Genomic DNA, 26,891 nt, shown 5'->3' on the forward strand with positions numbered 1-26,891 from the left:
GAATTTTCCCAGCGGTGCTTTTAACCGCGATAAAGCGTCGCGGGTCGTATCCATCGCCTGATCGTCTGGCCATTGGTTGGCAGGGTGATCAAATAAATCACCGCCGAACAGAATGACGTCTGCGCCGACGCTGTCAATTTTCTCGATCAGCGCTTCCAGCCGTGAATCGTCGACAAAGGCGTTATAATGCACGTCGGAAAAAAATAATATCTGAAACCCGCTCAGGGCTTCCGGAATCTTTTCTGAACGGATCGTTTCTGTCCGGATCCGCACCCGCTTCGGCGCAATTTCCGTGGCGTCTAAATAAAGCACGCCCGCGCCGGCGATCAGAAGCAGAACGATCAAGGTTATTTTCAGGATTTTCTTCATGCGAACTCCTTTCGTCATTCTATTTTATCATAAGCGGCGGGCAAAAAGAATCGCGAAATCAGCGGAATTCACAGACCGGTGATGAATGACGGACGCTCAGCCTGGGAACACTAAGCACGAGGTGGACTATGAAGAAAAAATCAACTGCCGTCCGTTTTAACGGGCTGTTTCTGTTTTCGTATGCGGCTGGCGCAATCGGCACGACGCAGACGATTCCCTATCTGGTCTCGATGGGCTTTGAAGGCACGCAGAAGGGGATTATCCTGTCCGGGATGGCGATCTCGACGCTCGTCACGCAGTTTCTGTTCGGCTATCTGTCGGATAAATTCAAGGGCTGCCGCTGGTTTTTCCTGATCAGCTTCGGCGTTTTTTTCATCGGCGACGTCGTGCTGTTCGGCTTCCGCTGGCCGCAGTTCTGGTACCTGTTGGCGATGATCTCGCTGACCGGCGGCATTGCCCGGACGTGGCAGGGATTAGAAGATACGTGGGTGCTGCAGATCGATGAAACCAAGCCAGTTTACAGCCGGATCCATGCCTGGGGTGCATTTGGCTGGGCAATCGGCAGCTGGGCTGCGGCGATTTTATTAAACTGGCTGGATTTCCCGGTCATCGCCGTGCTTGTGTTTCTGACCAGCTGCGCGACGCTGTACTTCGCGTGGAAGCAACAGGACGCGCAGCGCGCCAGCGGTAAGGTCGTCAAGGTAGCGGACTTAAAAGAACTGGTGAAAAATAAAGCCTATATTCTGTTGGTGCTGATTCTGCTCGTCCTGTTTGGGATGGGGACAGCGGACATGTATATCGTCGTCGACAAGGTGATGGCGATCGGGGGAACCAGCTTCCACGTCGGAGCGAAGTGGGGCCTGCAGTCGCTGATGGAAATTCCGATTCTGTTAGTCGGGGACAAGCTGATGAAGAAATACGATCCAGCCAACCTGATGCTGGGGGCTTCCGTCCTGTTCGGCGTGCGCTTTGTCGTTTACAGCCTGATTCAGAATCCGTGGTGGATGATTGCCGCGGCGGTCTTTCAGATGGTCACGTTCCCCATCATCATTATCAGCTCCAAGCTGATGATTGATGAAATTATTCCGGAAAAGCTTAAATCCAGCGGTCAGATGGCAGCGATGAGCGTGTATATGGGCTTGTCATTGTTAATCATGCCCGTGTTTTGCAGCTGGCTGTCCGAGGCAATCGGGTACGACCCGGCGCTGCTTGTCGTCGCCGGGTTTGCGGTGCCTGCGATCGTTTTGATTCTGATGTTTAAAAAAGCCCGCGGTCCGCTTCAAAATCAATCCCAGAATTCGATTCGCCGGTGAACAACCGGCTTTTCTTATGCCTTGAAAGCCGGGCTTCTTTGTGTTACGCTATCGCAGGGTAAAGTAAAGGAGCCAAAGACGATGACAAAAAAATGCTACCTGTTGGATCTGGACGGCACGATGTACCGCGGAACGGCGATTATCGAGGGCGCGAAGGTCTTTATCGATTACTGCTTGAAGGAACAGCTTCCTTTTCTGTTTTTAACGAATAATTCCGGACGCACGCCGCGCCAGGCTGCGGATCACATGCTGAAGATCGGCTATCAGGGAATAGAGCCGAAGCACTTCTATACCTCGGCGATGGCGGCGAGCGATACGATGATCCGGCGGTTTCCCGACAAAAAGCGGGCGTATATGGTCGGGGCCGAAGGGCTACGTGAAGCGCTGCTGAACAATGGCTATGAGCTGGTGGATGACCAGGCTGATCTTGTGTTTATCGGCTTGGATAAGGAAGGAACCTGGGAAAAGTATTCGCTGGCGCTGCGGCAGGTGCTGGCCGGGGCGATTCTGGTCGGCACCAACAACGATCGGATCTTGCTCAGCGAAGCGGGAGCCAACTGCGGCAATGGCTCGACGGTGGCGCTGATGGAATACGCCAGCTCGCGCGAGGCGGTCAAGATAGGCAAACCGCACGCCGCGATCATCGAAGGCGCGCTGGCCTATCTGGGCTTGGGCAAAGACGAGGTGGTGATCGTCGGCGATAACATGGAAACGGATATTCTGTGCGGTGTTCAGGCGGGAATTGAAACAATTTTAGTGACGACAGGCGTGCATGACCGGCAGGCGGCCGCGGCATATTCCTTCGCTCCGGATCATATAATTGAAGACCTGAGGGAACTCATGGACTAAGGAGGAGGATGCCTATCGGCACGCTGGAAGCAATTCAACAAGGCGGGCTGGTGCTGTACGCCTGTCTTAAGGCGTTTCTGCCGCTGCCGTCGCTGGAGGTGGTGCTGATTCCGTTGATTCTTAAAAATCCGGACGGCTGGCTGCTGTACGCGATGGAGGGGGCTGTCGGCACGGCAATCGGCGGCTGGATCGGCTATCAGATCGCAAGGCGGGCCCAGCAGGCCGTGCTGCGCAAATTTGCCAGCGAGCAGGAGATCGCATCAGGCAGGCAGCTGATGGACCGCTACGGCGTGCTGGCGGTGTTTATCGGCGGCGTCACCCCGATTCCGGATTTCCTGCTGGCTTATCTGGCCGGCATGACGCAGATGGCCCTGATTCCATTTCTGCTCAGCGACGGCACAGCACGGTTATTGCGGAGTGTGCTTGTCGGCTGGTGTATCCGGACACTGGGCTATGTCGTCGATATCGAGCGCTGGGGCACGGTGATTTCGTTAGTCATGGTCGCATGGCTGTTATTGCGCTGGGCGCGCAGCGACGGATGAAGCCAAGAAAAAAGGCCTCCGTTCCAAAGGGCCTTTTTCCTTGTTTATAAGGGGATAGAATGTTTCTGTACGATAATTTTTTAAAGGGGATATTATGTTAGTTCGTAGGAGAAGAGGTTATCGTACAGGCAAGAGGTCTTCTCGCTCTTGCTGAATATAATATACCAGAGAAGTGTAGGCGAAATATGTCGAAATTGTGTTAAAATGTGTGATTTTCTTAAAAACTTTGATTATAATGAAACAGGAACATAGAAATGAGGAAAGAGAATGAAGAAACCCATGATTGCCCTGACTGCCCGGATCGGTGATTTCCAGGGACAGAACCGGATTTTTGATAATCAGACATACTTTGACGCGGTCGCGCTGGGCGGCGGTATTCCGGTGCTTGTGAATTACGGCAGCGATGAGGATTATGAAGCGATTGCCGAACGTTTCGACGGATTGTTAGTGACCGGCGGCGAGGACCTGGATCCGGCGTTATTCCATCAGCTTGCGCATCCGTCCGTTGAGGTCACCGATCCGCGCATGGACACGCTGGACCTTGAGCTGATCCGGCGCTTCGCGGCGAAAGGAAAACCGATCTTAGGCATCTGCCGGGGTATCCAAAGCATCAACGTGGCGTTTGGCGGCACGCTGATTCAGGATCTCAACACCCAGTATCCGGCCATGCGCCCGGCCGGACACCAACAGCACAAAGCCGAGCCGAAGCCGGCGATGGACGCGCCGTTTCATGACAATACCTTCGTGGAGGGGACGCTGCTGTATGAACTGTTCGGTCCGCGGCATGCGGTCAACAGCTTCCACCATCAGAATATCGACAGAGTTGCCGACGGCTTCGTCGTTTCTTCCTGGAGCGAGGACGGACTGGCGGAAGCGATAGAAAAGGATAAAATTCTGGCCGTGCAGTGGCATCCGGAACGCTTAACGGCGGATCCAAGCCACCGTGCGATCTTTGAAACATTTGTTCGCCAATGCCAGAAATAAAATTAGACAAATTCCGTAAAGTGTCTACAAAAACCGTTTAGTTAAGCCTTTTTTTAGAATTTGTATTGACAAGAAACCATAAATTAAGTAATATTCTATCAGGTCATAGGACCTGGATTGATTCATCTGTTATTGTTTTTCCCCCACCCATTCAAACAATAATAGATCCCCCCCAAGAGATAGAATCAATTCTGATAAGAGGACATCTTCGGATGTTCTTTTTTTGATTTCTTTTGGTTTTTTGAATCGCAGCTTTGTTCTGTCCGGCGCTGAGGTTCTCGGATTTCATCGAGAAAACAAGGTTGGTTGGATAAATATTTTCATTTGTCTTAGATAGGTGAAGGAGGAAAGCTTATGGCATGCTTAGGTGTTTTTGAAGATACCGTGGATCCCGATCAGCCGATTCTCACGCTGCGGAAAAACGCGCGCGTATTTGTGATCAATCCGCAGGGGCGGATCGGGATGATTCATGTGTTGGGACAAGATGAATTCGGCCTGCGCGATCATCTGGAAAGCTGCGGCGGCGGGATCGAGGCCGGGGAGAGCGCGAGCCAGGCTGCCGTCCGGGAAGCGTGGGAGGAACTGGGCGCGGTGCTGACGGATTGGATCGAACTGGGCTGGATAGAAGACGAATATCATCGGCTCCAGCGGCGTAATCACAGCACATTCTTCGTCGCACATTGTAAACCGGTATTGCATCCCCGCGCGTTGACGGCCATGGAGCGGCGGATGATGGCGGAGCCGGTGTGGCTGTGTCCGGAAGAAGTGGAACGGCGGCTGAATCCGGAAAATAACCAGGGTATCGGATTGTTGATCGCCCGGCGGGACTTCTGCGCCTGGCAGGAAGCGGTGCGTCGTCATCAGATCCCCTAAGAAAAAGAATCCTCGGACGGGGATTCTTTTTGAAAGTTCAGTTTATCTGTTTGCGTTTCTTATTTCATGCTTTTTCTGACGGTCAGGTCCGGCGCAGGTGGTACAGAACCGGCGCAGCCGGCCGGCCATCGGTATAGGAACGCACGCTCCAGGCTGAGCCTAGTTGCGCGATCCAGCCGACAACGGCCTGCCATTCTTCCATGCCGCCCGCATGGCCGCGGTAACAGGCCAGCGCCAACAAGCCATCCGGCGTCAGATGGGAAACAGCGGCGTCCAGTGCCGGCAGCGTTGTTTCGGGTGTCGTGATCAGCGGGCTTGAAGAATAGGGGAGATACCCCAGGTTAAAGACAATGATCTGGGCTGGCTGCGTCAGCCAGCGCGCCAGTTCGGCATGATCGGCCTGAATGACCGTCACGTTGGTGAAGCCAGCGGTTTTTTTCTGCGTTTTCCTCACCGCTTCGAGCTGGATGTCCAACGCCAGCACGTTGTCCGCCAGACCGGCGAGGAAAACGGTGTCGTTGCCTCCGCCGCAGGTGGCGTCGACGGCCAGGTTGACATGTTCGAATGTTTCCCGGATCCAGCGGTGATTAACGGTATTGATATTCTCAGCCATGCGCTGTCCGCTTGCCCTGCCATGTCTTCTCCCGGGCCATAAGCTTGTCGATCTCGTTGAGGACAATCGTCTTCTTTAGAGTCCACTGCGGCGCGATCAGCGCATCCGAGGCACCGTCGCCAGTCAGCCGCTGAATGATGATTTCCGGTCTTAATAATTCCAGCTGGCGCACGACAAGACCGACATATTCCTCGCGCGACAACAGCGGGAAGGGCTGTTCGGCATAGCGGCGGGCCAGCTGCGTATCCCGCATTAAATGAAGCATGTGAAGCTTGACGGCGTGGATGGGCAGCAGGTTGATCTGCCGCACGGTTTCCAGCATCATTTCTTCATCTTCACCCGGCAGACCATCGATCAGATGAACGCAGATTTTTAACGGAGTCAAGGCCAGGCGCTGAACGGTTTCGACCACCTCGGCATAACTGTGACCGCGGTTGATCGTCAATGCAGTGGCGTCGTGAACGCTCTGCACGCCCAGCTCCAGCCAGATTTCCTTGCTTGCGCAGCAGGATGCCAGCCAGGCGATCTTTTCCGGTTCCAGGCAGTCGGCGCGGGTCGCGATCGCAATCGCCGCGACTTCCGGACGGTCTAAAAAGGGTTTCACGCAGGCCTGGATTTTAGAAAGCGGACCATAGGTGTTGGTGTAGGCTTGAAAATAGGGAATAAAGTCGGCGTCCGGCCATTTATGGCGCATGACGGCCTGGCCTTTAATATATTGATCTAACAGCGGTTCAGCCCGGTCTCCGGCAAATTCCCCGCTGCCTGAGCTGGTGCAGAACGTACAGCCGCCATAGCCGCGGGTGCCGTCGCGATTGGGACAGGTGAACCCACCGTCCAACGGAACCTTGGCGATCTTTTTGCCAAAACGATGGCGCAGATAATAATTCCAGGTGTGATAACGCTTGTTGTCCTCGGAAAACGGGAAAGGATTAGCGCACTTCATGAGCTTCTCCTAACGGAATGTGTTTCAATTCGTCGATCAGCTGGACCAGAAGCTGGCTGATCGCCTCGAGCATCGTCTCGCCCCACGAAGCGGAAGCGGCGGCCGGGTGATCAGGACCGGTCCAGCCGTTGTCGCAGATCGCGGCGATGGGTTGGGGCATCGTCAGCGTTACCCCCTTGAACTGAACAGTTTTAAAGCCGGTTGTCGTGATGTTCTCACTGAGGGGCTTCAGCGTGGATTCACGGCAGCGCTCGCGATGGACGGCTTGCGGACAGATCGCAAGCATCGCTGCCGTTTCTTCCCCGCCGCCATGGCCGCCGCCCCAGGCCGGATCGATTTCTTTGGCCATCTGCCACCAGTTGGCGATGATTCCAAGATCGCCCTGGCTGTTCAATTTCAAAGCGACCTGTTCCAGCGCCGGCAGATTGCCGCCATGGCCGTTCAGAAACAGAAACCGCCGCGCGCCATGAGCCCGCATACTGTCGACGATCTCCTGCAGGACGCGCCGCAGCGTTTCCGTGCTGAGACTGACGGTGCCGGGAAATCCCCGCAGATAGTCGCATGAGCCAAACGGCAGCGCCGGCAGCACAAGGATTTCCGTCTGCTTTTCAATCCGCTGCGCCAGCGCCTCGGGAACCAAAGTATCGACGCCTAACGGATTGTGGACGCCGTGGCATTCCAGACTGCCGGTGATGATCATCACGCTGTCGTTCGTTTTAAAATAAGCCTGAACGTCAGGCCAGCTTGTTTCAATACTAAACATAAGCGAATCTCTCCTTATCTCTTGATTAGTGTAAGCGATCCGGCTGTTTTTTTCAACTCGGTTGACGATTGCGGCTTCTTTGCGCGCGCAGGAAGCGGTATAATAGAGAAAAGAATGGGGGAGAAACCTGATGAATCGAGATGTGATCTTAAACGCGGCGGTGGACGAACAAGCGCCGCTCATCTGTAAAACTGCGGAAGTGATCTGGAAGCACCCGGAAACAGGCTTTAAGGAATGGAAGACAAGCGCGTATCTGGAACAAATTTTTACCGACCTGGGCTATGAGCTGGTCAAACCGGAGGGGATACCTGGCTTTTACACCGATCTGGATACCGGCCGCCCCGGCCCGAAACTGTGTCTGATGGGCGAGCTGGATTCGCTGATCTGCGCGGAGCATCCGGATTGTGATCCGGTAACGAAGGCGGTGCATGCCTGCGGCCATCACGCACAGGCAGCGGGGTTGGTCGGCGCAGCGGCGGCGCTGAAGCAGCCGGGCGTGCTGGACGGGCTGTGCGGCTCCATCCGGTTGATGGCGGTGCCGGCGGAGGAGCTGATCGAAGTGGGTTACCGCGAACAGCTGCGCGCCGAAGGCAAGATTGAATTTTTCGGCGGCAAGGTGGAGTTCATGCAGCGCGGTTATTTTGAGGACGTCGATCTGTGCGTGCTGATCCATACCTTCGACGATCCGGGGATGAAACATGTTTACCAGCTGGCGCGGGGCAACAACGGCTGTATCGTGAAAAACATCACGGTTCATGGTCTGGCCTCGCATGCCGGCGGTTCGCCGGACAAGGGCATCAACGCGCTGTATGCCGCCATGCAGGCGCTGCAGGCGGTCAACGCTCTGCGCGAAACGTTCCGCGATGATGAACATATCCGCTTTCATCCGATCATCACCGAAGGCGGACAGGCGGTCAACGCGATCCCAGAGGAAGTTAAGATAGAAAGCTATGTCCGCGGGGCTTCGTTGGAAGCCATAGATCAGGCCAACCGCCGGATCAACCGCGCGATCGCGGCATCGGTCGCGGCGATGGGCGCGACGGTCACGCTGCAGGATCGGCCGGGGTATTGTCCGATGCACGACGACGAAGCGATGAACGAAGTTGCGCTGGCGGCGATGAAACGGATTGTCAGCGACGATGAAATTTTGATTCAGACCCATTGGGGAACGGGCTGCACGGACATGGGCGATCTGTCGGCGGTGCTGCCGACGATTCAGCCGGGATCGAGCGGATCGACCGGGGCTTATCATGGCAAGGATTTCCAGATTGCCGACGAAGATAAAGCCTATGTCAAACCGGCGAAGGCGCTGGTCTTTATCGCCGACGAGCTGTTAGGCAACAACGCCGAAAAGGCAAACCAGATCGTCGCCCAGTTCAAGCCGCTGTACCCGTCGCAGAAAGCCTATCTGGAGGATGCCCGGCGGCGTTTCCTGGATAAGGAAGCGGTGCGGATGAACGCCGACGGCACGATAACGCTGAACTTTCAGAACGGGGAATAAAGCTGGATGCCGGTGGCGGTCAGAGATTTGGAATCGGCCTAAGCTTCCTGACGGAAGACTGCTTTTTAGCGTATCAAAAGCGAGGAATCCAGGAAGCGGGCGATATTGAGTAAAACAAAAAGAAACCGCGAAACGGTTTCTTCCGGAGTTCTCAAAGAGAACTCTTTTTCATTTTTCCAGAGGATCCGGGTTTCCTCTCAATGCAGAAAGCCTGTCCAGCTCTCTAACGGGAAACAGCCCAGCATCGTGAAGCTGATCAAGGCGTACAGAATTCCCCAGCGGGCGGCCGGGATGATCTGTTTCAAGCGTACCCAGGCCAGACCTGCGCCGACTGCCAACACGCTCAAAGCCCAGACCGCCAGCACCCGGCGCAGCGTCCAGCCGTAAACTAACGCATACACGCCGAGCTTTAATCCGGCTAACAGAACAAACGCGATCGTACAGACGCTTAACAGCTTCGCCAGCGAACGCAGGCGGCCGGGAGCGAGCAGGGAAGTTTCACTGAGCGTATGCAGAACCGCCAGCACGCTGAGATTTAACAACACAATGCCGCAGAGCTGCCAGAAGCCCTGAACGGCGTACTGACAAGCCAGCGTCACGGTGATGGCGCCGGCGATCAATTGTGTGAGATAGGCGTAAGCCTCCACCGCGAAGAACAAACCGTAAATTCCGCACAGCACGCCGATTACCAGTGCTGTTGTGAAGCCTGGCAAAACCTGCATCCGGGCCAGCGCTGTCTGCCATCGCCAAAGCGGGACGGCCGGTTCGGCCTGGTATAAACTGCCGCCTGCCAAACCAAAGAGCCACGCGCCGACCGGCAGCGAGAGAATCACGGTAAGCAGCGTCTGTGGTGAAAGCCAGCCGAACAATCCGGCGCCAACCTGGTCCGCGACTTCGGCGAAGAACGGATCGGCACCGCTTAATAAGCTCCAGGCCGTCATTCCGATTCCGCCGGCTAAAAGCAGCGAGAAGCCGATCCATGCCGGACTGTGTGCGCCGCGGCTGCGATCGGTCAGATAATCGCGCAGCGCATTGCTCAGCACCTTGATTCGCAATAGAAAGTGACGCAGCGGCAGAACACAGAAGCCCCAGGCCAGTTCAAACGGAAAGCTGCCGCTGGTCCGGTTGTGGATTAAGATGCGGGTTCGGCACAGCGTCCAGTAGACCGCTTCCAGATGCAGCGCCAGAATCTGCAACAGGGCGAAGAAGCTCGTCGGCTGATAGAAGCATAAGGAGAGCGCAGTCGTCAGCAAGCATCCCGCCCAGAGTCTGCTTTCGCGGCTGGCGGGCCGGTCTAAACGGTTTGCGCCGTGACTGACCAGGAACAAATAGAGCAGCGTGAAGATGACCACGGCCGGGTTGCGGTAGGTCATCAGCCGGAAGTCTTCAAAGCCCATCGCGTAACCGACGTACAGAAACGCCATGGGGAAACTGAGGATCGCCGCGGCAGACCAGGAGAATCTCATGGCCTTCTTTTCAGACGAGCCGCTTACCGGCAGTCTTTCGCTCATTTTCCTGCCTCCCGTCTGAATTCCAGCAGATCGCCCGGCTGACAATCCAGCACGTCGCAGATCTTGCATAACGTTTCAAATTTGATGCCTTTCGCTTTGCCGTTTTTCAAGATCGACACATTCGCCATTGTGATGCCGATGCGCTCGGATAATTCGGTCACGCTCATCTTGCGCTTTGCCAGCATGACGTCTAACGTTACATTGATTTCCATAGGCTTACACCATCAATTCATTTTCCGTCTGAATCTGTTCAGCGATTGTGACCAGATAGGCGAGTGTGTAGGCGGCCACGGCGATCAACCCGCCCAAAGCCATGATCCCCAATCCGCCCAGCATCAGAACCGGATGCAGGATGTTGAGGAACAGTGCGTAAAGGCAGCAGATCAGACACAGCGCGGTGTCAAAGAGCGCCAGCTTGCAGATCCAGCGCAGACCTTCGGCGTTTTCATGGCAGAACGAACGGTTGCGGCCGATCCGCGTGCAGATCCGCCAGAATAAGATCAGCGCAATATACAGGATCACGGCTGCCGTGACGGACAGCAGCTGCAGCGGCAGTTCTTCATTCAGCGTCCGATGGTAGAATAAAATCAACTGATGAAGCAGACTCGGAATGCAGAGTCCAAAGAAAACAAGTCCCAGGACCGCCAGAATGACGACGAACAGTTTAAGCAGAAACGCTAGTTTTTTATTGTCCATAACATCAACCTCATTTCTGCTTTGATTATAACAGGAAAATCTTGAGAATCAATATAAATTTATCGTAAAACGATAAATTATTATCGAATATCAATCTGTTTGTACAGCTTGGAAAGTTGATCCGCGACGCGATAAAGAAAAATCCGGAACCTTTTATCGGATCCGGATTGCGTAATGATTCGTTTTCTTCTAACAGCTGCGAATGAGCTCGGCAACCGCTTTTTTATCGTCGTTGGACAAAATTTCGATCATTGTTTCATACGAGATTTCCTGATTGTCAGGACAGCTCAGATAGCCCAGATAGCCTTGGGAATAACAGACAAGCACGTCTTTTTTCGGATCCAGGTTCTGCATATAACCGGAAAACAGCTCAAACGGATTAAAGATCAGCCGGAATGGCCCCAGACTGACGCGGGTGAATCGCACTTCATTCGGCAGCATCGCCAACATGCCGCGGTATTGTTCGACCATTTTCGCGCCGGTATGCAGCTCGCGAATTTCTTTTTCACTCAAGCCTGCCGTGTCTATTTGATCGATATCCAATGTTTTTAGGCCTTTGTGAATCGGCAGTGTCTGATCGCTCCAATCCAGCTTCAGCGGCTGCATCCGCGGAGTCAGCTTCATCATCTTTTCCCAAGCCGATACAATTTCATTTGCCAGCCGGATGACTTCATCGTAGTTCTTAGCCTGACGGGTAAACCGCGTCGATACGTCGCCGCACGGCCCCTGTAAGAACAGGAAGAACTCCTTCGGATAGCGCTGCTTCAGAATATCCAGCGCTGCACCCGGATAATCGGAGGACAGGTAATCGGCATCCTCGGCGGAGATCGTCGGATGACAGTTATAGATCAAGAAATTGCCAATCCGCAGACCTTCTTTGAAAAAGCTCAGAACTCCGGCCAGAACAAATTGATCGCTGCCCTGGGACAGCCGGCAGCGGCCGACACCGGTGAAATTGCGCACCTGATAGGAAACTGTCAGCTGTGCATCCTCACTCATCCGGCAGTTTCTGACCAGGTTGAGCAGCTTGATATCCAGGCTTTCAAGATAAGGGGTATTTTCTTCAATAAAACCCAGTGCGTTGCATAAGGAAGGGGCGTAATGCGTATGCGAACAGCTGAAAATGATCAGCGCGTCTTCGCCGATCGACTGACGCAGCGATTCCTCCATCCGCTCCTGGACATCCTGCGAAATCCCCAGTGAATCAAATGTAATCAAAATCACTTCCCGGCCGTCGTCCTGCATTCGCAGACAGCGGGCGTATAAGTCGCCGCGAACTTTATTCAGCGGTTCGGTCTGCGTCAAAAATCCAACCGGCAGGCAGCTGAAGGTGGGATTGATGCAGACTTGATTGTAACCAATTTTCACGTGATATCCCTCATTTCAAAATTAATTATAAAACGACTGGTTTGAAAGCGCAATCTTTTGTCCCGTTTTCGGGTGATTTGAAAGAAATCCGTCCGCAAACGACGCTGATTCATTTTAGAAGAGGTAAGGAAAAGCCTAATGAGATTATGGCGCAATTCCGCTGTTCTATACGCCGTTTCGCATCCCAGGGCAGGTCTTCAATCCCGTTTTTGCACCGCAGATTCTTTTCTTTTAACAAATAGGCGAACCTCATAACCGCTGGCAGAGGTGAGGAGGCTATAAGAAGAAAACGGGATTAAAAACAAGAAAAAACGGCGCGTTTTTCAACGTGCCGTCAAACATAAGAACGTATCTTTTACAATTCGATCGACTGGATCGCAATGCACCGCGGACCGCCCTGGGTGATAAACGCGCAGGACAGATCGTACATGACGCATTCGGCATTCGGAAACCGGTCTTTAACCTTCGCCAGAATCTTGTCGGCCTGATCCTTACTGAACGCATGGGACACGCTGATTTGGACGCGGGCGTTCTGAACGTGTTCCTCCAGCTTGCCCAGAACCGATTTGATCGCCGCATCAAAACTGCGGCCCACGCCGAACTTTTCCAGCCGCCGGCCTTCTTCGGCCTGGATCATGATCGGCTGTAATTTCAACAGACCACCCATGGCCGCCGCTACCGGCGTACACCGACCGCCGCGCTTGAGATAACTGAAATCCTGCGGCAGTAAGAAGGACAAGCTCGTCGCTATTTTATTCTGGAGCGTTTCCAGGATTTCTTCAATCTGCCGGCCATCGCGAATCAGCCGCGCCGCCAAATCCACCAGATAACGATGCGGACCGCACAGCGTCTGGGAGTTCACCACATGAATCCGTTCCGGATGTTCCGTGTGCTGCCGCGCCGCTTCCGCCGTCTGATATGTTCCGGACAATCCGTCCGCCATTGAAATGACGAGGATTTCATCATCCGGATATTTTTCAAACAGCTCGACCAGTTCGCCCATCGAAGGCTGCGACGAGGAGGGGATGTAACCCGCTTTGATTAAGCCCAGAAATGTCTCGGCGTCGATTTCTTCAAATTCACGATAGGTCTTACCGTTGATCGTAACGCACAGCGGTGTGATATCGCAGGGCAGCGCCTTGCCTTCTTCAATGGAATAAAGCGTAGAGGAATCAGAAATTAATCGAATCATAGTTGAACTCTCTTTCTTTTGTAATAAATGGATTGGGGAATTTCATGCGCTAAAGCAGAATGTAGGTCAGCACCGCGATGAAGTGGAAGAATGATCCTAGCAGGATGAACAGATGGAACAGTTCGTGAAAGCCCCACTGCTTTGACAGATCCGGCTTTTTGATCATGTAGATCACAGCGCCGATCGTATACGCGATTCCGCCCAGCGCGATCAGCGTCAGGCAGCCGGAGGGCATCTGTGAAAATCCGCTCCAGTCAAACAGCACGGCCCAGCCCATTGCCAGATACAGCAGCGTATACAGTATCCGCGGCGCACTCAACCAGCAGATCTTCGCGACAATGCCCGCCAGCGCGATCGCCCAGATCACAACCGCGAACGTAATGCCTTCCTGGCCCGGCAGATAAGTCAGGCACAGCGGCGTGTACGTGCCGGCGATCAGCACATAGATCATCGAATGGTCCAGCTTGCGGAACAACGTGTGATGCGGATGATCCCAGCTCAGCGTGTGATAATAGCTGGAAGCGCTGTACAGCGCGATCATCGAAGCGCTGAATACGCAGCAGGCCAGAATCGTTTTAAGCGAACGTTGGTTCGCGATCCCAGCGGCAATAAATATCACCGTAGCAATCACGCCGAAGCAGGCACCGAGAAAATGAGTGTAGCTGCTGATCGGATCCTGAACATCTTTAAACCAACGAAACATAATATCAACTCCCTTTTTAATCTAGTTATCGAAACTAGATCATATAAATATCATATCATATTGATGAGGAACTTCAACTACAAATCTTGGTTTTTGCCTAAGCGTCTGCTTATTCCCTTGTTCATTTTCTTATTGTAGCCGTTTTGATAGAAATTGAAAAGCCTTTCTGTTATTTTTTTTAATGATCGCAGGCCTGAAAATATCAACTCAAGAAAACCTTTCATAAAAAAGAAACAACGATGAAAACCCTTGTTTTTCAGGCAAGATTTGATTGACTTAAAACGGGGATTTTGTTATCCTTGAATAAGCGATGATAAGGAATAGTAATTCTACCGTCTGACCGATCAGAGAGCCGGTGTCAGGTGCAAACCGGCGGCAGACCCGAACGAACTGACCTTGGAGCTGAATCTGAAATCAAGGATTCCGTGACTTCCTGCGTTAAAGGAAAAAGAGGGGCACAGAAGGGATCTTTTCTGTGAACTAAGGTGGTACCGCGCGCTGACGTCCTTAGATGCAGGGCGTTTTTTATTTGTTTGAGAAAGGATGAATTTTATGAGCTACGATCACAAGCGTATTGAGACAAAATGGCAGAAGGTATGGGAGGAGAACAAAACGTTCGCAACCGATGCCTGGGACTTCTCCAAACCGAAGTTTTACGCGTTGGACATGTTCCCGTATCCGTCGGGTGTGGGCCTGCATGCCGGCCATCCGGAGGGCTACACGGCGACCGACATCGTCAGTCGCATGAAGCGCATGCAGGGGTACAACGTACTCCATCCGATGGGCTTTGACAGCTTTGGTCTGCCGGCGGAGCAGTATGCGATCCAGACTGGCAACAATCCCAACGGCTTCACACTGAAAAATATCGAAACATTTAAGCGTCAGCTGAAAATGCTGGGCTTCAGCTACGATTGGGACCGCGAGGTATCGACATGCGATCCTTCGTTCTACAAATGGACGCAGTGGATTTTCAAGCAGCTGTTTGAAAGCGGTCTGGCGAAATGCGTCGAAATGCCGGTCAACTGGTGCGAGGAATTGGGCACTGTTCTGGCCAACGACGAGGTCATCGACGGCAAGAGCGAGCGCGGCGGTTATCCGGTTGTGCGCAAGAACATGCGTCAGTGGGTCATCGACATCGTGCAGTATGCCGAGCGGCTTTTAGAAGGACTGGACGAGGTGGACTGGCCGGAATCCACAAAGGAAATGCAGCGCAACTGGATCGGCAAGTCAATCGGCGCGCTGGTGGATTTTCAGGTTGCGGGGCATGCGGAGCAATTCACGGTTTTCACAACCCGCTGCGACACGCTGTTCGGCGCGACCTACTGCGTTTTAGCACCGGAGCATGCGCTGGTCGATCAGATCACGACACCGTCGCAGAAAGCGGCAATCGAGGAGTACAAGCGGCAGTGCGCGACGAAATCGGATCTGGAACGCACGGAATTAAATAAAGAGAAAACCGGCGTCTTCACCGGCGCGTACGCGATCAATCCAGTTAACGGCAAGCAGATTCCGATCTGGATTTCCGATTATGTTCTGGCTACCTACGGCACGGGGGCGATCATGGCGGTGCCGGCTCATGACGACCGCGACTATGCCTTCGCTAAGAAGTTTGGTTTGGAAATCATTCCGGTCCTGGAAGGCGGCAACGTCGCCGAGGAAGCCTGGACTCAGGACGGTGTGCATATCAACTCGGAATTCTTAAACGGCATGAACAAGCAGGACGCGATTGACACAATGATCCAGTGGCTGAGCGAGCATCACTGCGGCCAGAAAAAAGTCAATTACCGGCTGCGTGAATGGATTTTCGCCCGCCAGCGTTACTGGGGCGAGCCGATTCCGATCGTCCATTTGGATAACGGCGATACCGTCGCGTTAAGCGATGATCAGCTGCCGTTGTTACTGCCGGACCTCAACGATTACAGTCCGTCAAAAACCGGCGCTTCGCCGCTGGAGAAAGCCCCGGATTGGGTGAATGTGGAAGTAAACGGCGTCAAGGGTCGCCGCGAAACGAGCACGATGCCGGGCAGTGCCGGCAGCAGCTGGTATTTCCTGCGTTACATCGATCCGCACAATGAGAAGGAACTGGCTGATCCGGAGCTGTTAAAACACTGGATGCCGGTCGATCTGTATATCGGTGGTCCGGAGCATGCGGTCGGACATCTGCTTTACAGCCGGATGTGGAACAATTTCCTGTATGATAAGGGCGTCGTCCCGGTCAAGGAGCCGTTCCACAAGCTTGTCCATCAGGGCATGATCCTTGGCTCCAACGGGATTAAAATGGGCAAACGATTCCCGGAATATGTCGTCGATCCGAATGTCATCGTCGAGAAGTACGGCGCGGATACGCTGCGGCTGTATGAAATGTTTATGGGACCGTTAGAGGCCAGCAAGCCATGGAGTGAAAAGGGTGTCGATGCTTCGCGCAAATGGCTGGAACGCGTCTGGCGTTTAGTCATGGAACAGCCGGAGAAAGTTACGGACGAACCGACGCCGCAGCTGGACTACGCGTATCACTTCACCGTGAAGAAGGTCACGGAGGATATTGAAACGCTGAACTTCAATACGGCGATTTCGCAGATGATGATTTTTGTCAACGAATGCTACCGCGCCGACAAGATCAACCGCGAAATGCTTTTGGGCTTCATCAAGCTGCTGAGCCCGTTTGCGCCGCATCTGGGCGAGGAAATGTACCAGTCTTTGACCGGTGCGGAAACGATCGCTTATGAAAGCTGGCCGACCTATGACGAAGCGAAGTTGGTGAAAAATGAAACGGAAGTCGTCGTTCAGGTCAATGGCAAACTGCGCGGCAAGTTCATGACGCCGGTGGACGCCGGGGAAGACGAGCTGAAAGAAAAGGCGTTAGCCGTTGAGAATGTTCAGCCGTTTATCGAAGGCAAGACGATCCGCAAGATCATTGTGATCAAGGGCAAGGTCGTCAACATCGTCGCGAATTAATGAGAGAACAAAGCCAGGCCTGAATGAACCTGGCTTTCTTTATTGGGGCGGGGTCAAACGTGCCGATTTGATTTTGAGTTCAACGAAAGGGAGGAACAGGTATGGAAATCACGATGATTGCGGCGCTGGATGAAGTCGGAGGGCTGGGCAAAGCCGGCCGAATGCCATGGCATTGCCCGGCGGATCTGCGTCAGTTTCAGGCCTATACAATGGGGAAACCGCTGTTGATGGGCAGGAAGACGGCTGAGCCGCTGCGCCGCAGACTTTTGGGCCGGCAGCTGATCATCCAAAGCCGAACGATGAAGGATCCAGACTTTCCCGTTGTCCGTACCGTGAATGAAGCGCTGGCTTGGATGGCCGCACGTCCGGAATTTGACGAGCTGGTGATCGGCGGGGGCGGGGAAATCTACGCCTTATGGCTGCCCTATGCCGCCCATCTGCGGATAAGCCGGATAGCCGGCCGGTTTGACTGCGATACGTTCTTTCCAAAGTGGGATCCGCAGGAATGGATTTGCCGTAAGCAAAGCGAGGAAGACGGCTTTCTCCTGGAAGAATGGGATAGAACGAAGTTATAAAAATGAGGCTTCAAGCGGGATGAAAGAGAAGTTCCCTGATATATTAAATTTGCGAGGTACCTTTAGAACTAGTTTGATTTTCATGTTGTCGATCAGTAAGGAAGAGCATAAATGAAACTTGATAAGCTGATGTAACAAAAAATGAAAGAATTTGAAAGAAGATGAGGAAAAAGTGAAAACCAGCGGAAAATCAGAATTAAACATGCTATACTAATACCATATTTTGGGGGTAAAAACATGAAAAAAATCCGCTTAGATCAATTCACGGAATATCGCTTTTGTTCCAATCTTCAAGCCGGACCGAAACCCGGAACCGCGGCGTTTGTGGTGACGCAGGCCAACGGCGACAATGGGTATGACAACCATCTGTGGCTGCTGGAGGACGGGCAGGTCCGGCAGCTGACTTCATTTAACGAATCCAATTTTATCTGGGAAGATGAGGAAACGCTGTTGTTTGCTTCTCTGCGGGATTCGAAGGATAAAGAAGCGCTGGCTGCGGGCGAGGAGCGCACGGTTTTTTACCGGCTGAATATTCATCAGGGCGAAGCGCGGAAGGCGATGACAATTCCTTATACGGTCACCGGTTTTAAACGGATGAAGGACAGCCGGCTGCTTCTGACGATCCGCTATCATCTTGACTATTCCCGCATGGCCGAGCTGCCGGAACAGGAAAAGCAGGCGTTGTTAAAAAAGAAAAAAGAAGAACAGGATTATCAGATCGTGAGCGAAGCACCGTATTATTTTGACGGCGCCGGATTTACCAACGGACTGCGCAGCCGCCTGGCAGTCTGGGATCCGAAGCAAGGAACCGTAGACTTTTTAACAGCGCCGACCTTTGCGGTTTCCGGACTGGAATTGGAAGCGGAAACCAATCAGGTTGTTTTCTGGGGCGCGGATTTCACGACGGTCAAAGAAGTGAAGGACGGGCTGTACCGGCTGGATCTCACGACGAAAACGATCGACTGCCTGATCAAACCGGGCCAGATGAAGATCAGCTTCGCCCAGGGGTACTGCGGTGCGATTCTGGCCGCAATGAGCGCTGGCGAGAAATATGGCGCGGGTGAAACGCCGAAACTATATTTAATTGATCCGCAAACCAAGGCCCGGACGCTGTTTAACGACAACGACGCGACGTTTGGCAATGCCGTCGGCACGGATTGCGCATTTGGCGGCAGCGCGATGAAGAAGATTGCGGGCACGGATTTCTATGCCGTGATGACCGACGCCGATCATACGCCGCTGTTTCGCTTTGACAGCCATGGACACCGGACGGAGGCGCTGCCGTTTGACGGCGCGATCTTCGGTTTCGATCTGCAGGGGGATACGGCGTATTTGATCGCGATGAAAGACATGAAGCTGCAGGAAATTTACGAAGCAAACTTAAAGACGGGGGAATGCGTGCAGCGCTCGCATTTCAACGACGCGGCGCTGGCTGAATGTTATGTAGCGAAGCCGAAGCGGCTGGACTATGCGCAGACTCCGGATCCGCTTTGGGGCTGGGTGCTGGAGCCGAAGGACTATGATCCCTCGAAAAAATATCCGGCGATTCTGGATATCCACGGCGGGCCGCGGGCATCTTACGGACCGGTGTTCTATCATGAAATGCAGCTGTGGGCAAACGAGGGCTACTTCGTCTTCTTCTGCAACGTCCATGGCTCTGACGGCCGCGGCGATGCGTTCGCCGATCTGCGCGGAAAATTCGGTACGATTGATTTCAACGATTTCATGCAGTTTACCGACGCCGTGCTGAAAGCCTATCCGCAGATTGATGCAAAGCGGATTGGCGTGACCGGTGGCAGCTACGGCGGCTATATGACCAACTGGATTATCGGTCATACCGAACGGTTTGCCTGCGCAGCTTCGCAGCGTTCGATTTCCAACTGGGTCTCGGAAAACATGGTGTCTGATATCGGCTTCTCCTTCGGCAACGATCAGATGGACGCCACGCCGTGGAGCGACGTGAACAAGATCTGGGACCAGTCGCCGCTGAAGGCCGCGGACCAGTGCGTTACCCCGACGCTGTTTATCCATTCGTTTGAAGACTACCGCTGTCCGATTCAGGAGGGCATGCAGATGTACAATGCGATCGTCCATCACGGCGTCGAAGCCCGGATGTGCCTGTTCAAAGGCGAAAGCCATGGTCTCAGCCGCGGCGGCAAACCGCTGCACCGGATCCGCCGGCTGCAGGAAATCACCGACTGGATGAACCGTTTTTGTAAGCAGGAGGAGAAATAATCCTATGAATAAAGTAACGATTGATTTTTTTGATCAGGCGCATTTCTTATCGAATCTGAAAGCAAGTCCGGATGGACTCCGCGCCGCCTTTCTTGAATGTCAGTGCCGGGATGAGGGCTATGCGAAAAGTCTGTATCTCTGCGATGGCGATCATACCGCGCGGTTAACCAGCGATGGCGTCATGGATTATGTGTGGGAGAATGATCAGATGATTCTGTTTTCTGCCCGCCGCCGGATGGGGCAGAAGGACAGCTCGCCGTATGGCGAACAAACCGATCTGTACCGCATTGATATCCAGGGCGGGGAAGCCCGGCCGCTGATCAGTCTGCCGCTGGCGATTGAACAGATGGAGAAGCTGAATGAACGTGAGCTGTTAGTAACGGCGGAGGTGCGCAAGGACTGTCCGGATTTTGCGTTATTGACAGAAAAAGAACGTCAGGATGTTATTGACCGGCGCAAGGCGGAGGAAGACTATCAGGTCGTCACGGAATCGCCATTTGTGCTGGATGGCAGCGGCTTTATCGAGGGTACCCGCAGCCGTCTGTTCCGCGTCGATTTAGGCGATGGGAAGATTGAAGCTCTGAGTGAGCCGCTCGAATCCGTCAGCCAGTTCACCGTTGCGGACGGCCGGGTTTTAATGAGCGTGAAAAAGTTTGAGGTTGTCCGTGGGGAACAGGATGGCTTAGTCTGCCTGGATCTGGTTACGAATCAGCGCCGGTGGTTGATCGAACAGGGGCGGATGCGGATCCGCCAGATCGGCTGGCGTCGGGGACAGGCAGTTTTCTTCGCATCCGAAAATAAAACGTTTGGGACGACGGAAAACCCGAAGCTCTATCAGCTGGATGTTGAGACAGGTGAAATCCGCTGTCTGCTCGATACGGAAAACCACATCGGCTCCAGCGCGGTCATGACCGATGTCATTTACGGCTCCGGCCGGCAGGTCTTGTTTTCCGACGAGGCCGTACTGGCTGTGCATACGGACCGATATGCGGATGAAATTTTACGGATTGATGAACACGGCAGCGCAGCGGTACTAAGCTGGCCGGGAGCGATTCAGGCGATTGAAACGGTCAATGGTCAGCTGTGGCTGATCGGCTTACAGGATCAGAAGCTGCAGGAGCTTTACGGGTGGGATCCGGCAACCAAAACGGTCCGGCAGCTCACGCATTTTCATGACGAACTGCTGGCGGAAACCGAGATCGCCAAGCCGGAGCATTTCATGGTCAGCCGCGGCAGTTATGAGCTGGACGGCTGGATTCTCAAGCCGGCAGACTTTGATGAAAAGCGGTCCTATCCGGCGATCCTGGATATTCATGGCGGACCGAAAACGGCGTATGGCGAGGTGTTCTTCCATGAAATGCAGTTTTGGGCGGCGCAGGGCTATATCGTCTTTTTCTGCAACCCGACCGGTTCCGACGGCAGGGGCGACCGGTTTGCCGATCTGCGCGGGCGCTATGGGCAGATCGACTATGAGGATCTGATGGCCTTTACCGACGCCGTGTTAGACCGTGTGCCGCAGATCGATACGCGCCGCTTGGGCGTGACCGGCGGCAGCTACGGCGGCTACATGACCAACTGGATCATCGGCCATACCGACCGCTTCAGCGCGGCGGCCAGCCAGCGCAGCATCGCCAACTGGGTGTCAATGATCGGCACGGACGACTGCGGCTTCACCTTCGATACCGATCAGATGGACGCCGATCCTTGGAAGGGCATGCTAAAAATCTGGGATCAGTCGCCGCTGCAGTTTGCGGATAAAGTAAAAGCGCCGACGGTCTTTATCCATTCCTTTGAAGATTACAGTTGTCCGATTCAGGAGGGCATGCAGATGTACAACGCGATCGTCCATCATGGGGTGGAAGCGCGGATGTGCCTGTTTAAAGGCGAAAGCCACGGCCTGAGCCGGATCGGCAAACGCCATCACCGCGTGCGCCGGCTGCGCGAGATGACCGATTGGTTCGATCATTATTTAAAGGAGACCGCACATGAATAAAATTACGATCGATCATTTTCAGCGTATGCAGTTTCTTTCTGCGCTGGTGCTGTCGCCGGCCGGTCAGCCGGCCTGGGTGCGGACGCAGATTGAAAATGATGCGTACACCGGCCAGCTGTTTGTGCTCGATCATGACCAGCCGAAACAGCTGACCTCCGGCAATGAGAGCCTGTTTGTCTGGGACGATGAAAAGACGCTTCTGTTTATTTCTAACCGCGGTGAAAAGCCGCAGCCGGAAGCGGAATCCACGACGTTTTACCGGATCCGTACCGACGGCGGGGAGGCGGTCAAAGTCTTCACGCTGCCCCTGAAAGTCCGGCAGATCGTTCCGATCAAACAGGGACTTTATGTTTTGACTGCCCAGATTGATCTGACGGCGGCGGATTATTGGAAAATGAGCGAAGCGGAGCGGGAAGCCGTGCATCGGCGGCGCAAGGCGGAGGCAGACTATCAGATCGTCAGCGAACAGCCGTACTATCAGGACGGAGCCGGCTATACCAATGGTCTGCGCAGCCGGCTGTTTCTCTATGACGAAGCCAGAAATGAATTAAAACCGCTGTGCGAGCCGCAGTTTCACGTTTCCCGCGCGGTTGTCAGTCCGGATCACAACCATTTAGCGATTTCCGGGGCGCCGTTTGTCACGATTCGTCAGCCGAAGGAAGGGCTGTACCGGATGGATCTGAACACACTGAAATCCGATTGCCTGCTGGAGCCGGGACAGTTCAGCATTGCCGAGATTCAATGGCTGTCCGAGACGCAGATTCTGGCGGCGATGAGCGATCAGAAACGCTATGGAGCGGTTGAAAATCCGTTTTTCTATACACTTGACGCCCATACCGGAAAACGGGAACTGCTGGCGGAAAATGAAGAAAGCTTAGGCAGCGCGTTGGGCAGTGATTGTCAATACGGTTCGGGAAAACAGACGCAGATGGGCCCGGACGGACTGTTCATGGTGCATACGCTTGGAGCCTTCGATGAAGTCCGCTGTCTGAAAGCGGATGGTACCTGGCGCACAATCATGCAGCTGGACGGCTCCATTCAGGCGCTGGCCGTGACTGACGAAAGGCTGTGGCTGATCGCGATGCTGGGGCAGAAGCTGCCGGAGCTGGTTTGTTTCAATCTGAAAACAAATGAGCTGCATCCGATGACTGCCTTCAACGAAGCGGTGCTGGCGGATTGTTATGTCGCAGAACCGGAGCCGCTGAGTATTCCGGCCAGTGAGTTTCAGGTTGACGGCTGGGTGCTGAAGCCGAAGGACTATGATCCCAATCAAAAATACCCGGCAATCCTCAATATCCACGGCGGACCGAAGGCTGCCTATGGCCCGGTGTTTTTCCATGAGATGCAGTTCTGGGCCAGCGAGGGATATTTCGTGATGTTCTGCAATCCCCGCGGCTCCAACGGCAAGGGCAACGCGTTTGCCGAGCTGCGCGGGCTGTACGGAACAATCGATTACGATGATCTGATGAACTTTACCGACGCCGTTCTGGCGGCGTATCCGGCAATTGACGCTGAACGAATCGGCGTGACCGGCGGCAGCTACGGCGGCTATATGACCAACTGGATGATCGGCCATACCGACCGCTTTGCGGCCGCGGCCAGTCAGCGCAGCATCGCCAACTGGGTTTCCTTAATCTGCTACGCCGACATCGGTTTTACCTTTGACAACGATCAGATGGGCGCTGACCCATGGAGCGACGTGCAGAAGGTCTGGGACCAGTCGCCGCTGCAGTTTGCGGATAAGGCCAAGACGCCGACGCTGTTCATCCATTCGTTTGAGGATTACCGCTGTCTGCTTCAGGAGGGCATGCAGATGTACAACGCGCTGGTGCATCACGGCGTTGAAGCCCGGATGTGCCTGTTCAACGGGGAAAGCCACGGCCTGAGCCGGATCGGCAAGCCGTCCCACCGCGTGCGCCGGCTTCAGGAGATTACCGCATGGATGGATCGCTGGTGCAAGCCTGCAACAGAAAACAAATCATAGAAATCAGGCAGAAAACAATCTGCCTTTTTTCATATTTTGGGCGCTTCCCCATACACTGTTAATGAGGTGTCGATATGAAAAAACTTGCCAGTATCGTAATTGCGCTGTCCTTATTTCTTGTTTCCGTCCACGCGACGACCTCGCAGGGCGTCGATTTAACGCCGTCGGCGAAAGCGGCGATCTTGATTGACTATGAAACCGGGCAGATCTTGTATGAAAAGAATTCGTCCGCGAAGCTGTATCCGGCGTCGATGACCAAAATGATGAGCTTGCTTCTGGTGGTGGAGGCGATCCATAACGGCAAGCTGAGCTGGGATACCGAAGTGACGGCTTCCGCGCACGCTTCCTCGATGGGCGGTTCGCAGATTTTCCTGGAAACCGGCGAGGTTATGACGGTGGAAGACCTGTATAAGGCCTCGACGGTCGCCAGCGCCAACGACGCGATCGTCGCGTTGGCGGAAAAGGTCGGCGGCAGCGAGGAGAACTTTGCCGCGATGATGAACGAAAAAGCCGAACAGCTGGGCTTGGAACAAACCCATTTCGTCAATGCCACCGGCCTGCACGACGATAACCATTACTCCTGCGCCAAGGATATGGCGGCGATCGGCCGGGCGCTGATTCAGGAAGGTCAGGACGATATCCTGCGCTTTACCTCGACGTATGATGATTATATCCGGGCCGATACGGAAAACAAATTCTGGCTGGTCAACACGAACAAGCTGATTCGCACCTATCAGGGGATGGACGGCCTGAAGACCGGCTACACGACTCAGTCGATGTACTGTATCACGGTGACGGCCAAACGCGACGGTCTGCGTCTGATCGGCGTCGCGATGGGCGAGCCGACGCGCGATGTCCGCAACAGCGAAGCTTCCGCGCTTTTGGATTATGGATTCAGCACCTACGGCTATCAGATCGAAATGGAAAAAGGCACGCCGGTAACGACGATCAAGGTCGATAACGGCAAGCCGGACGAGGTCCGTCTGGTTACCAAAGAGGCGATCGGCCACATCGTCGCCAAAGGCGCTCAGTCTGCCTTGATCAATACCGAGATTGTGCTGGACAAGAAAAAAGCACCGATCCAGGCCGGCGAAACGGTCGGCCGGGTGATTCTGCATTTTGAGGATGGGACGCAGATCGGTCAGGATCTGGTGGCGGAAGAAGCGATCATGCCGCTGGATTTCATTGATATTCTTTTGAAAACCTGGAAAAAACTGTTGTTCTGACAATTTACGACATGACCCGTAGTCCGGGATAAACGCGCAGAAATGATGAACTATCCCGATGAAGCCGCTGCTTTCTCCGCGGCTTTTTTACGTTGGAAAACGTTTACCTGTACCCCGGCGCACTATGAAAAGAATGTCGCAAAAACACTTGTTTTAGCGGATATTTCCACAACAAAAAGGGCTTCCATTACAATGAAGAGGAAAGGAGGATGCAGTATGAAGTGCATTCAACAGGACGATGCTTTGATCTTCGCCTTCTGCGGGGATCTGGACAATTTGTCGATTCTCAAGATCAAGGCCGACGTAATCCGTGAAATAGATCGGGTCCAGGCGCCCGTGGTGAAATTTGATTTCAAGGACGTGACCTTTATCGACAGCACCGGTATCGGTTTTTTATTAGCCCGCTACAATCAGGTTCAGAGTTATCGGGGCGAGCTGATTTTAAAGAACATCTCACCCGCTATCCGCAGGCTGTTCGCTTTGTCGGGGATCTTTCAGATCATGCGGGTGGAAAAGGAGAACGATAGAAAAGAGGTACATGTATGAACCGGATGACATTGAGCTTTGACGCCAAGCTGGAAAACGAGGCGTTCGCCCGCACCAGCGCCGTGGCTTTTCTGATGCCGCTCAATCCGACCGTGGATGAGATCATGGAGATCAAAACCATCCTGGCCGAAGCGGTCGTCAACTGTATGATTCATGGTTATCAGGGTCGGGAGGAAGGTCAGGTCCGGGTCAGCGTATCGTATGATGAAACCCACCGGGTTACGATTGAAGTCCAGGATTCGGGTGTCGGGATCGAAGACATTACGCTGGCCCGCCAGCCATTATACACGACGCGCGCGGATCTGGAACGATCCGGAATGGGGATGACGATTATGGAGAGCTTCTCCGACGAATTTGAGATCTGTTCTCATCCTGGCGAAGGCACAACCGTCCGGCTTGTCAAGCAGCTCCAATTTCATGAATGATCAGCAGGAATTCTTCGACCTTCTGCATCAGGCCCAGCAGGGCGACGAACAGGCCCGGGAACAGTGTGTGCTGCGCAACGTCGGACTGGTCTGGTCGATCGTCAACCGCTTCAAGACGCATTCTTCGGCTCAGGACTTGTTTCAAATCGGATGCCTGGGTTTGATGAAGGCGATCAACAACTTCGACACCAGCTATAACGTGATGTTCTCAACCTATGCCGTGCCGATCATTCTCGGTGAGATCAAGCGCTATTTCCGCGACGAAGGCCAGATGAAAATTTCCCGCTCACTGAAAGAACGTTACCTGCAGGTTCAGAAAAGCCGCGAACGGCTGGCGCAGAAACTGCAGCGGGAACCGACATACCGAGAGATCGGCGAGGATTTAGGCGTGGAGGAAAACGACGTCATGTTAGCGATGGAAGCGAATCAGTTTCTGGCTTCGATGGACGAGGCGTTTTATCAAAAAGACGGTTCGACGATTAAGCTGGAAGACAAGGTCGAAGACCGGCATGGCGAAGATGTGCCGATGAAGCTGGCGCTGAAAAAGGAGATCGGGCATCTGGAACAGCGCGAACAGTATCTGATTTACCTGCGCTATGAATTGGAATATAATCAGGAAGCGATCGCTAAAAAAATGGGGATCTCGCAGGTTCAGGTGTCGCGGCTGGAAAAGAAAATTCTGAATAAGCTGAAATGTAAACTGACAGAGGACGCATGAGGAGCAGACGCTCC

Annotated in this window: 25 protein-coding genes and 1 other annotated feature; of the genes, 15 read left to right on the top strand and 10 right to left on the bottom strand. The window is 53.8% G+C overall.

Annotation, left to right across the window (positions count from 1 at the left end; all coding sequences use genetic code 11):
• Window positions 1-369 (bottom strand): metallophosphoesterase (locus tag HOLDEFILI_RS14590; protein ID WP_039865090.1); only part of this gene is annotated, 369 nt, incomplete at its 3' end.
• Between the two features lie 128 nt (window positions 370-497).
• Here HOLDEFILI_RS14590 and HOLDEFILI_RS14595 point away from each other — a divergent pair.
• The 5 genes from HOLDEFILI_RS14595 to HOLDEFILI_RS18555 all read left to right on the top strand — a co-directional run bounded on the left by HOLDEFILI_RS14595 (window position 498) and on the right by HOLDEFILI_RS18555 (window position 4,930).
• Window positions 498-1,682, top strand: a complete 1,185-nt coding sequence (locus tag HOLDEFILI_RS14595) for an MFS transporter (RefSeq protein WP_006060584.1) — start codon at window positions 498-500, stop codon at window positions 1,680-1,682.
• A gap of 81 nt (window positions 1,683-1,763) precedes the next feature.
• Entirely contained in the window at window positions 1,764-2,531 is a 768-nt protein-coding gene (locus HOLDEFILI_RS14600) for an HAD-IIA family hydrolase (protein ID WP_039865092.1), read from the top strand.
• A gap of 8 nt (window positions 2,532-2,539) precedes the next feature.
• The gene (locus HOLDEFILI_RS14605) at window positions 2,540-3,073 is read left to right on the top strand and encodes a YqaA family protein (protein ID WP_006060586.1); all 534 of its coding nucleotides are present in this window, start codon (window positions 2,540-2,542) and stop codon (window positions 3,071-3,073) included.
• A 267-nt stretch (window positions 3,074-3,340) separates the two neighbouring features.
• A complete protein-coding gene (locus tag HOLDEFILI_RS14610; RefSeq protein ID WP_006060587.1) occupies window positions 3,341-4,057 on the top strand; it encodes a gamma-glutamyl-gamma-aminobutyrate hydrolase family protein in 717 nt (238 codons plus the stop codon).
• Between the two features lie 354 nt (window positions 4,058-4,411).
• Entirely contained in the window at window positions 4,412-4,930 is a 519-nt protein-coding gene (locus tag HOLDEFILI_RS18555; RefSeq protein ID WP_006060588.1) for an NUDIX domain-containing protein, read from the top strand.
• 82 nt (window positions 4,931-5,012) lie between these two features.
• Here the strand turns inward: HOLDEFILI_RS18555 and mnmM are convergent, their stop codons facing one another.
• From mnmM to HOLDEFILI_RS14630, 3 genes are read right to left on the bottom strand one after another with little or no spacing between them, the layout of a single operon-like run.
• A complete protein-coding gene (gene mnmM, locus HOLDEFILI_RS14620) occupies window positions 5,013-5,543 on the bottom strand; it encodes a tRNA 5-(aminomethyl)-2-thiouridylate-methyltransferase MnmM (protein ID WP_006060589.1) in 531 nt (176 codons plus the stop codon).
• Entirely contained in the window at window positions 5,536-6,486 is a 951-nt protein-coding gene (mnmL, locus tag HOLDEFILI_RS14625; RefSeq protein ID WP_006060590.1) for a tRNA modification radical SAM protein MnmL/YtqA, read from the bottom strand. Before mnmL ends, mnmM begins: the two co-directional genes overlap by 8 nt.
• Window positions 6,473-7,249: a creatininase family protein gene (locus tag HOLDEFILI_RS14630; RefSeq protein ID WP_006060591.1), complete on the bottom strand. Its 777-nt coding sequence runs from the start codon at window positions 7,247-7,249 to the stop codon at window positions 6,473-6,475. The genes mnmL and HOLDEFILI_RS14630 overlap by 14 nt, the downstream gene beginning before the upstream one ends.
• A 130-nt stretch (window positions 7,250-7,379) precedes the next feature.
• On the opposite strand from HOLDEFILI_RS14630, the gene HOLDEFILI_RS14635 reads away from it, so the two are divergent.
• Window positions 7,380-8,750, top strand: a complete 1,371-nt coding sequence (locus HOLDEFILI_RS14635; protein WP_006060592.1) for an amidohydrolase — start codon at window positions 7,380-7,382, stop codon at window positions 8,748-8,750.
• Window positions 8,751-8,947: 197 nt separating this feature from the next.
• Here HOLDEFILI_RS14635 and HOLDEFILI_RS14640 read toward each other — a convergent pair whose 3' ends face one another.
• From HOLDEFILI_RS14640 to trhA, 6 genes are all read right to left on the bottom strand, one after another.
• The gene (locus HOLDEFILI_RS14640; RefSeq protein ID WP_006060593.1) at window positions 8,948-10,261 is read right to left on the bottom strand and encodes a DUF4153 domain-containing protein; all 1,314 of its coding nucleotides are present in this window, start codon (window positions 10,259-10,261) and stop codon (window positions 8,948-8,950) included.
• The gene (locus HOLDEFILI_RS14645) at window positions 10,258-10,473 is read right to left on the bottom strand and encodes a helix-turn-helix domain-containing protein (protein WP_006060594.1); all 216 of its coding nucleotides are present in this window, start codon (window positions 10,471-10,473) and stop codon (window positions 10,258-10,260) included. The genes HOLDEFILI_RS14640 and HOLDEFILI_RS14645 overlap by 4 nt, the downstream gene beginning before the upstream one ends.
• 4 nt (window positions 10,474-10,477) lie before the next feature.
• Window positions 10,478-10,957, bottom strand: a complete 480-nt coding sequence (locus HOLDEFILI_RS14650; protein ID WP_006060595.1) for a DUF2975 domain-containing protein — start codon at window positions 10,955-10,957, stop codon at window positions 10,478-10,480.
• A 189-nt stretch (window positions 10,958-11,146) separates the two neighbouring features.
• Complete coding sequence (locus HOLDEFILI_RS14655; RefSeq protein ID WP_039865093.1) at window positions 11,147-12,325, bottom strand: hypothetical protein; 1,179 nt, start codon at window positions 12,323-12,325, stop codon at window positions 11,147-11,149.
• A 355-nt stretch (window positions 12,326-12,680) separates the two neighbouring features.
• Window positions 12,681-13,517 carry a DegV family protein gene (locus tag HOLDEFILI_RS14660; RefSeq protein WP_006060598.1) on the bottom strand — a complete coding sequence of 279 codons (837 nt, stop codon included), beginning with the start codon at window positions 13,515-13,517 and terminating at the stop codon, window positions 12,681-12,683.
• A gap of 49 nt (window positions 13,518-13,566) precedes the next feature.
• Window positions 13,567-14,220, bottom strand: coding sequence for a PAQR family membrane homeostasis protein TrhA (trhA, locus tag HOLDEFILI_RS14665; RefSeq protein ID WP_039865094.1), 654 nt, complete (start codon window positions 14,218-14,220; stop codon window positions 13,567-13,569).
• Between the two features lie 301 nt (window positions 14,221-14,521).
• Window positions 14,522-14,732 (top strand) — a binding site (T-box leader).
• Window positions 14,733-14,772: 40 nt separating this feature from the next.
• Between trhA and leuS the strand changes: the two genes are divergently transcribed.
• From leuS to HOLDEFILI_RS14710, 9 genes are all read left to right on the top strand, one after another.
• Complete coding sequence (gene leuS / locus HOLDEFILI_RS14670; RefSeq protein WP_039865095.1) at window positions 14,773-17,175, top strand: leucine--tRNA ligase; 2,403 nt, start codon at window positions 14,773-14,775, stop codon at window positions 17,173-17,175.
• A 101-nt stretch (window positions 17,176-17,276) separates the two neighbouring features.
• Entirely contained in the window at window positions 17,277-17,750 is a 474-nt protein-coding gene (locus HOLDEFILI_RS14675; RefSeq protein WP_006060602.1) for a dihydrofolate reductase, read from the top strand.
• Window positions 17,751-17,987: 237 nt separating this feature from the next.
• Window positions 17,988-19,985, top strand: coding sequence for an alpha/beta hydrolase family protein (locus HOLDEFILI_RS14680; RefSeq protein WP_006060604.1), 1,998 nt, complete (start codon window positions 17,988-17,990; stop codon window positions 19,983-19,985).
• A gap of 4 nt (window positions 19,986-19,989) precedes the next feature.
• Window positions 19,990-21,978, top strand: coding sequence for an alpha/beta hydrolase family protein (locus HOLDEFILI_RS14685; protein ID WP_006060605.1), 1,989 nt, complete (start codon window positions 19,990-19,992; stop codon window positions 21,976-21,978).
• Window positions 21,971-23,962, top strand: a complete 1,992-nt coding sequence (locus tag HOLDEFILI_RS14690) for an alpha/beta hydrolase family protein (protein ID WP_006060606.1) — start codon at window positions 21,971-21,973, stop codon at window positions 23,960-23,962. The genes HOLDEFILI_RS14685 and HOLDEFILI_RS14690 overlap by 8 nt, the downstream gene beginning before the upstream one ends.
• A gap of 74 nt (window positions 23,963-24,036) precedes the next feature.
• Entirely contained in the window at window positions 24,037-25,188 is a 1,152-nt protein-coding gene (locus HOLDEFILI_RS14695) for a D-alanyl-D-alanine carboxypeptidase family protein (protein ID WP_006060607.1), read from the top strand.
• Between the two features lie 216 nt (window positions 25,189-25,404).
• Complete coding sequence (locus HOLDEFILI_RS14700; RefSeq protein WP_039865096.1) at window positions 25,405-25,734, top strand: STAS domain-containing protein; 330 nt, start codon at window positions 25,405-25,407, stop codon at window positions 25,732-25,734.
• Window positions 25,731-26,159, top strand: a complete 429-nt coding sequence (gene spoIIAB / locus HOLDEFILI_RS14705; RefSeq protein ID WP_006060609.1) for an anti-sigma F factor — start codon at window positions 25,731-25,733, stop codon at window positions 26,157-26,159. The genes HOLDEFILI_RS14700 and spoIIAB overlap by 4 nt, the downstream gene beginning before the upstream one ends.
• Window positions 26,152-26,877: a SigB/SigF/SigG family RNA polymerase sigma factor gene (locus HOLDEFILI_RS14710; RefSeq protein WP_006060610.1), complete on the top strand. Its 726-nt coding sequence runs from the start codon at window positions 26,152-26,154 to the stop codon at window positions 26,875-26,877. Before spoIIAB ends, HOLDEFILI_RS14710 begins: the two co-directional genes overlap by 8 nt.
• Window positions 26,878-26,891: the final 14 nt, after the last annotated feature.

Source organism: Holdemania filiformis DSM 12042 (genome assembly GCF_000157995.1).
Classification (GTDB): domain Bacteria; phylum Bacillota_I; class Bacilli_A; order Erysipelotrichales; family Erysipelotrichaceae; genus Holdemania; species Holdemania filiformis.

Bases quoted from the DNA above. Each gene is read 5' to 3' on its own strand.
- HOLDEFILI_RS14595 (WP_006060584.1), top strand. From the start codon at position 498: ATGAAGAAAAAATCAACTGCCGTCCGTTTTAACGGGCTGTTTCTGTTT.
- HOLDEFILI_RS14600 (WP_039865092.1), top strand. From the start codon at position 1,764: ATGACAAAAAAATGCTACCTGTTGGATCTGGACGGCACGATGTACCGC.
- HOLDEFILI_RS14605 (WP_006060586.1), top strand. From the start codon at position 2,540: ATGCCTATCGGCACGCTGGAAGCAATTCAACAAGGCGGGCTGGTGCTG.
- HOLDEFILI_RS14610 (WP_006060587.1), top strand. From the start codon at position 3,341: ATGAAGAAACCCATGATTGCCCTGACTGCCCGGATCGGTGATTTCCAG.
- HOLDEFILI_RS18555 (WP_006060588.1), top strand. From the start codon at position 4,412: ATGGCATGCTTAGGTGTTTTTGAAGATACCGTGGATCCCGATCAGCCG.
- mnmM (WP_006060589.1), bottom strand. From the start codon at position 5,543: ATGGCTGAGAATATCAATACCGTTAATCACCGCTGGATCCGGGAAACA.
- mnmL (WP_006060590.1), bottom strand. From the start codon at position 6,486: ATGAAGTGCGCTAATCCTTTCCCGTTTTCCGAGGACAACAAGCGTTAT.
- HOLDEFILI_RS14630 (WP_006060591.1), bottom strand. From the start codon at position 7,249: ATGTTTAGTATTGAAACAAGCTGGCCTGACGTTCAGGCTTATTTTAAA.
- HOLDEFILI_RS14635 (WP_006060592.1), top strand. From the start codon at position 7,380: ATGAATCGAGATGTGATCTTAAACGCGGCGGTGGACGAACAAGCGCCG.
- HOLDEFILI_RS14640 (WP_006060593.1), bottom strand. From the start codon at position 10,261: ATGAGCGAAAGACTGCCGGTAAGCGGCTCGTCTGAAAAGAAGGCCATG.
- HOLDEFILI_RS14645 (WP_006060594.1), bottom strand. From the start codon at position 10,473: ATGGAAATCAATGTAACGTTAGACGTCATGCTGGCAAAGCGCAAGATG.
- HOLDEFILI_RS14650 (WP_006060595.1), bottom strand. From the start codon at position 10,957: ATGGACAATAAAAAACTAGCGTTTCTGCTTAAACTGTTCGTCGTCATT.
- HOLDEFILI_RS14660 (WP_006060598.1), bottom strand. From the start codon at position 13,517: ATGATTCGATTAATTTCTGATTCCTCTACGCTTTATTCCATTGAAGAA.
- trhA (WP_039865094.1), bottom strand. From the start codon at position 14,220: ATGTTTCGTTGGTTTAAAGATGTTCAGGATCCGATCAGCAGCTACACT.
- leuS (WP_039865095.1), top strand. From the start codon at position 14,773: ATGAGCTACGATCACAAGCGTATTGAGACAAAATGGCAGAAGGTATGG.
- HOLDEFILI_RS14675 (WP_006060602.1), top strand. From the start codon at position 17,277: ATGGAAATCACGATGATTGCGGCGCTGGATGAAGTCGGAGGGCTGGGC.
- HOLDEFILI_RS14680 (WP_006060604.1), top strand. From the start codon at position 17,988: ATGAAAAAAATCCGCTTAGATCAATTCACGGAATATCGCTTTTGTTCC.
- HOLDEFILI_RS14685 (WP_006060605.1), top strand. From the start codon at position 19,990: ATGAATAAAGTAACGATTGATTTTTTTGATCAGGCGCATTTCTTATCG.
- HOLDEFILI_RS14690 (WP_006060606.1), top strand. From the start codon at position 21,971: ATGAATAAAATTACGATCGATCATTTTCAGCGTATGCAGTTTCTTTCT.
- HOLDEFILI_RS14695 (WP_006060607.1), top strand. From the start codon at position 24,037: ATGAAAAAACTTGCCAGTATCGTAATTGCGCTGTCCTTATTTCTTGTT.
- HOLDEFILI_RS14700 (WP_039865096.1), top strand. From the start codon at position 25,405: ATGAAGTGCATTCAACAGGACGATGCTTTGATCTTCGCCTTCTGCGGG.
- spoIIAB (WP_006060609.1), top strand. From the start codon at position 25,731: ATGAACCGGATGACATTGAGCTTTGACGCCAAGCTGGAAAACGAGGCG.
- HOLDEFILI_RS14710 (WP_006060610.1), top strand. From the start codon at position 26,152: ATGAATGATCAGCAGGAATTCTTCGACCTTCTGCATCAGGCCCAGCAG.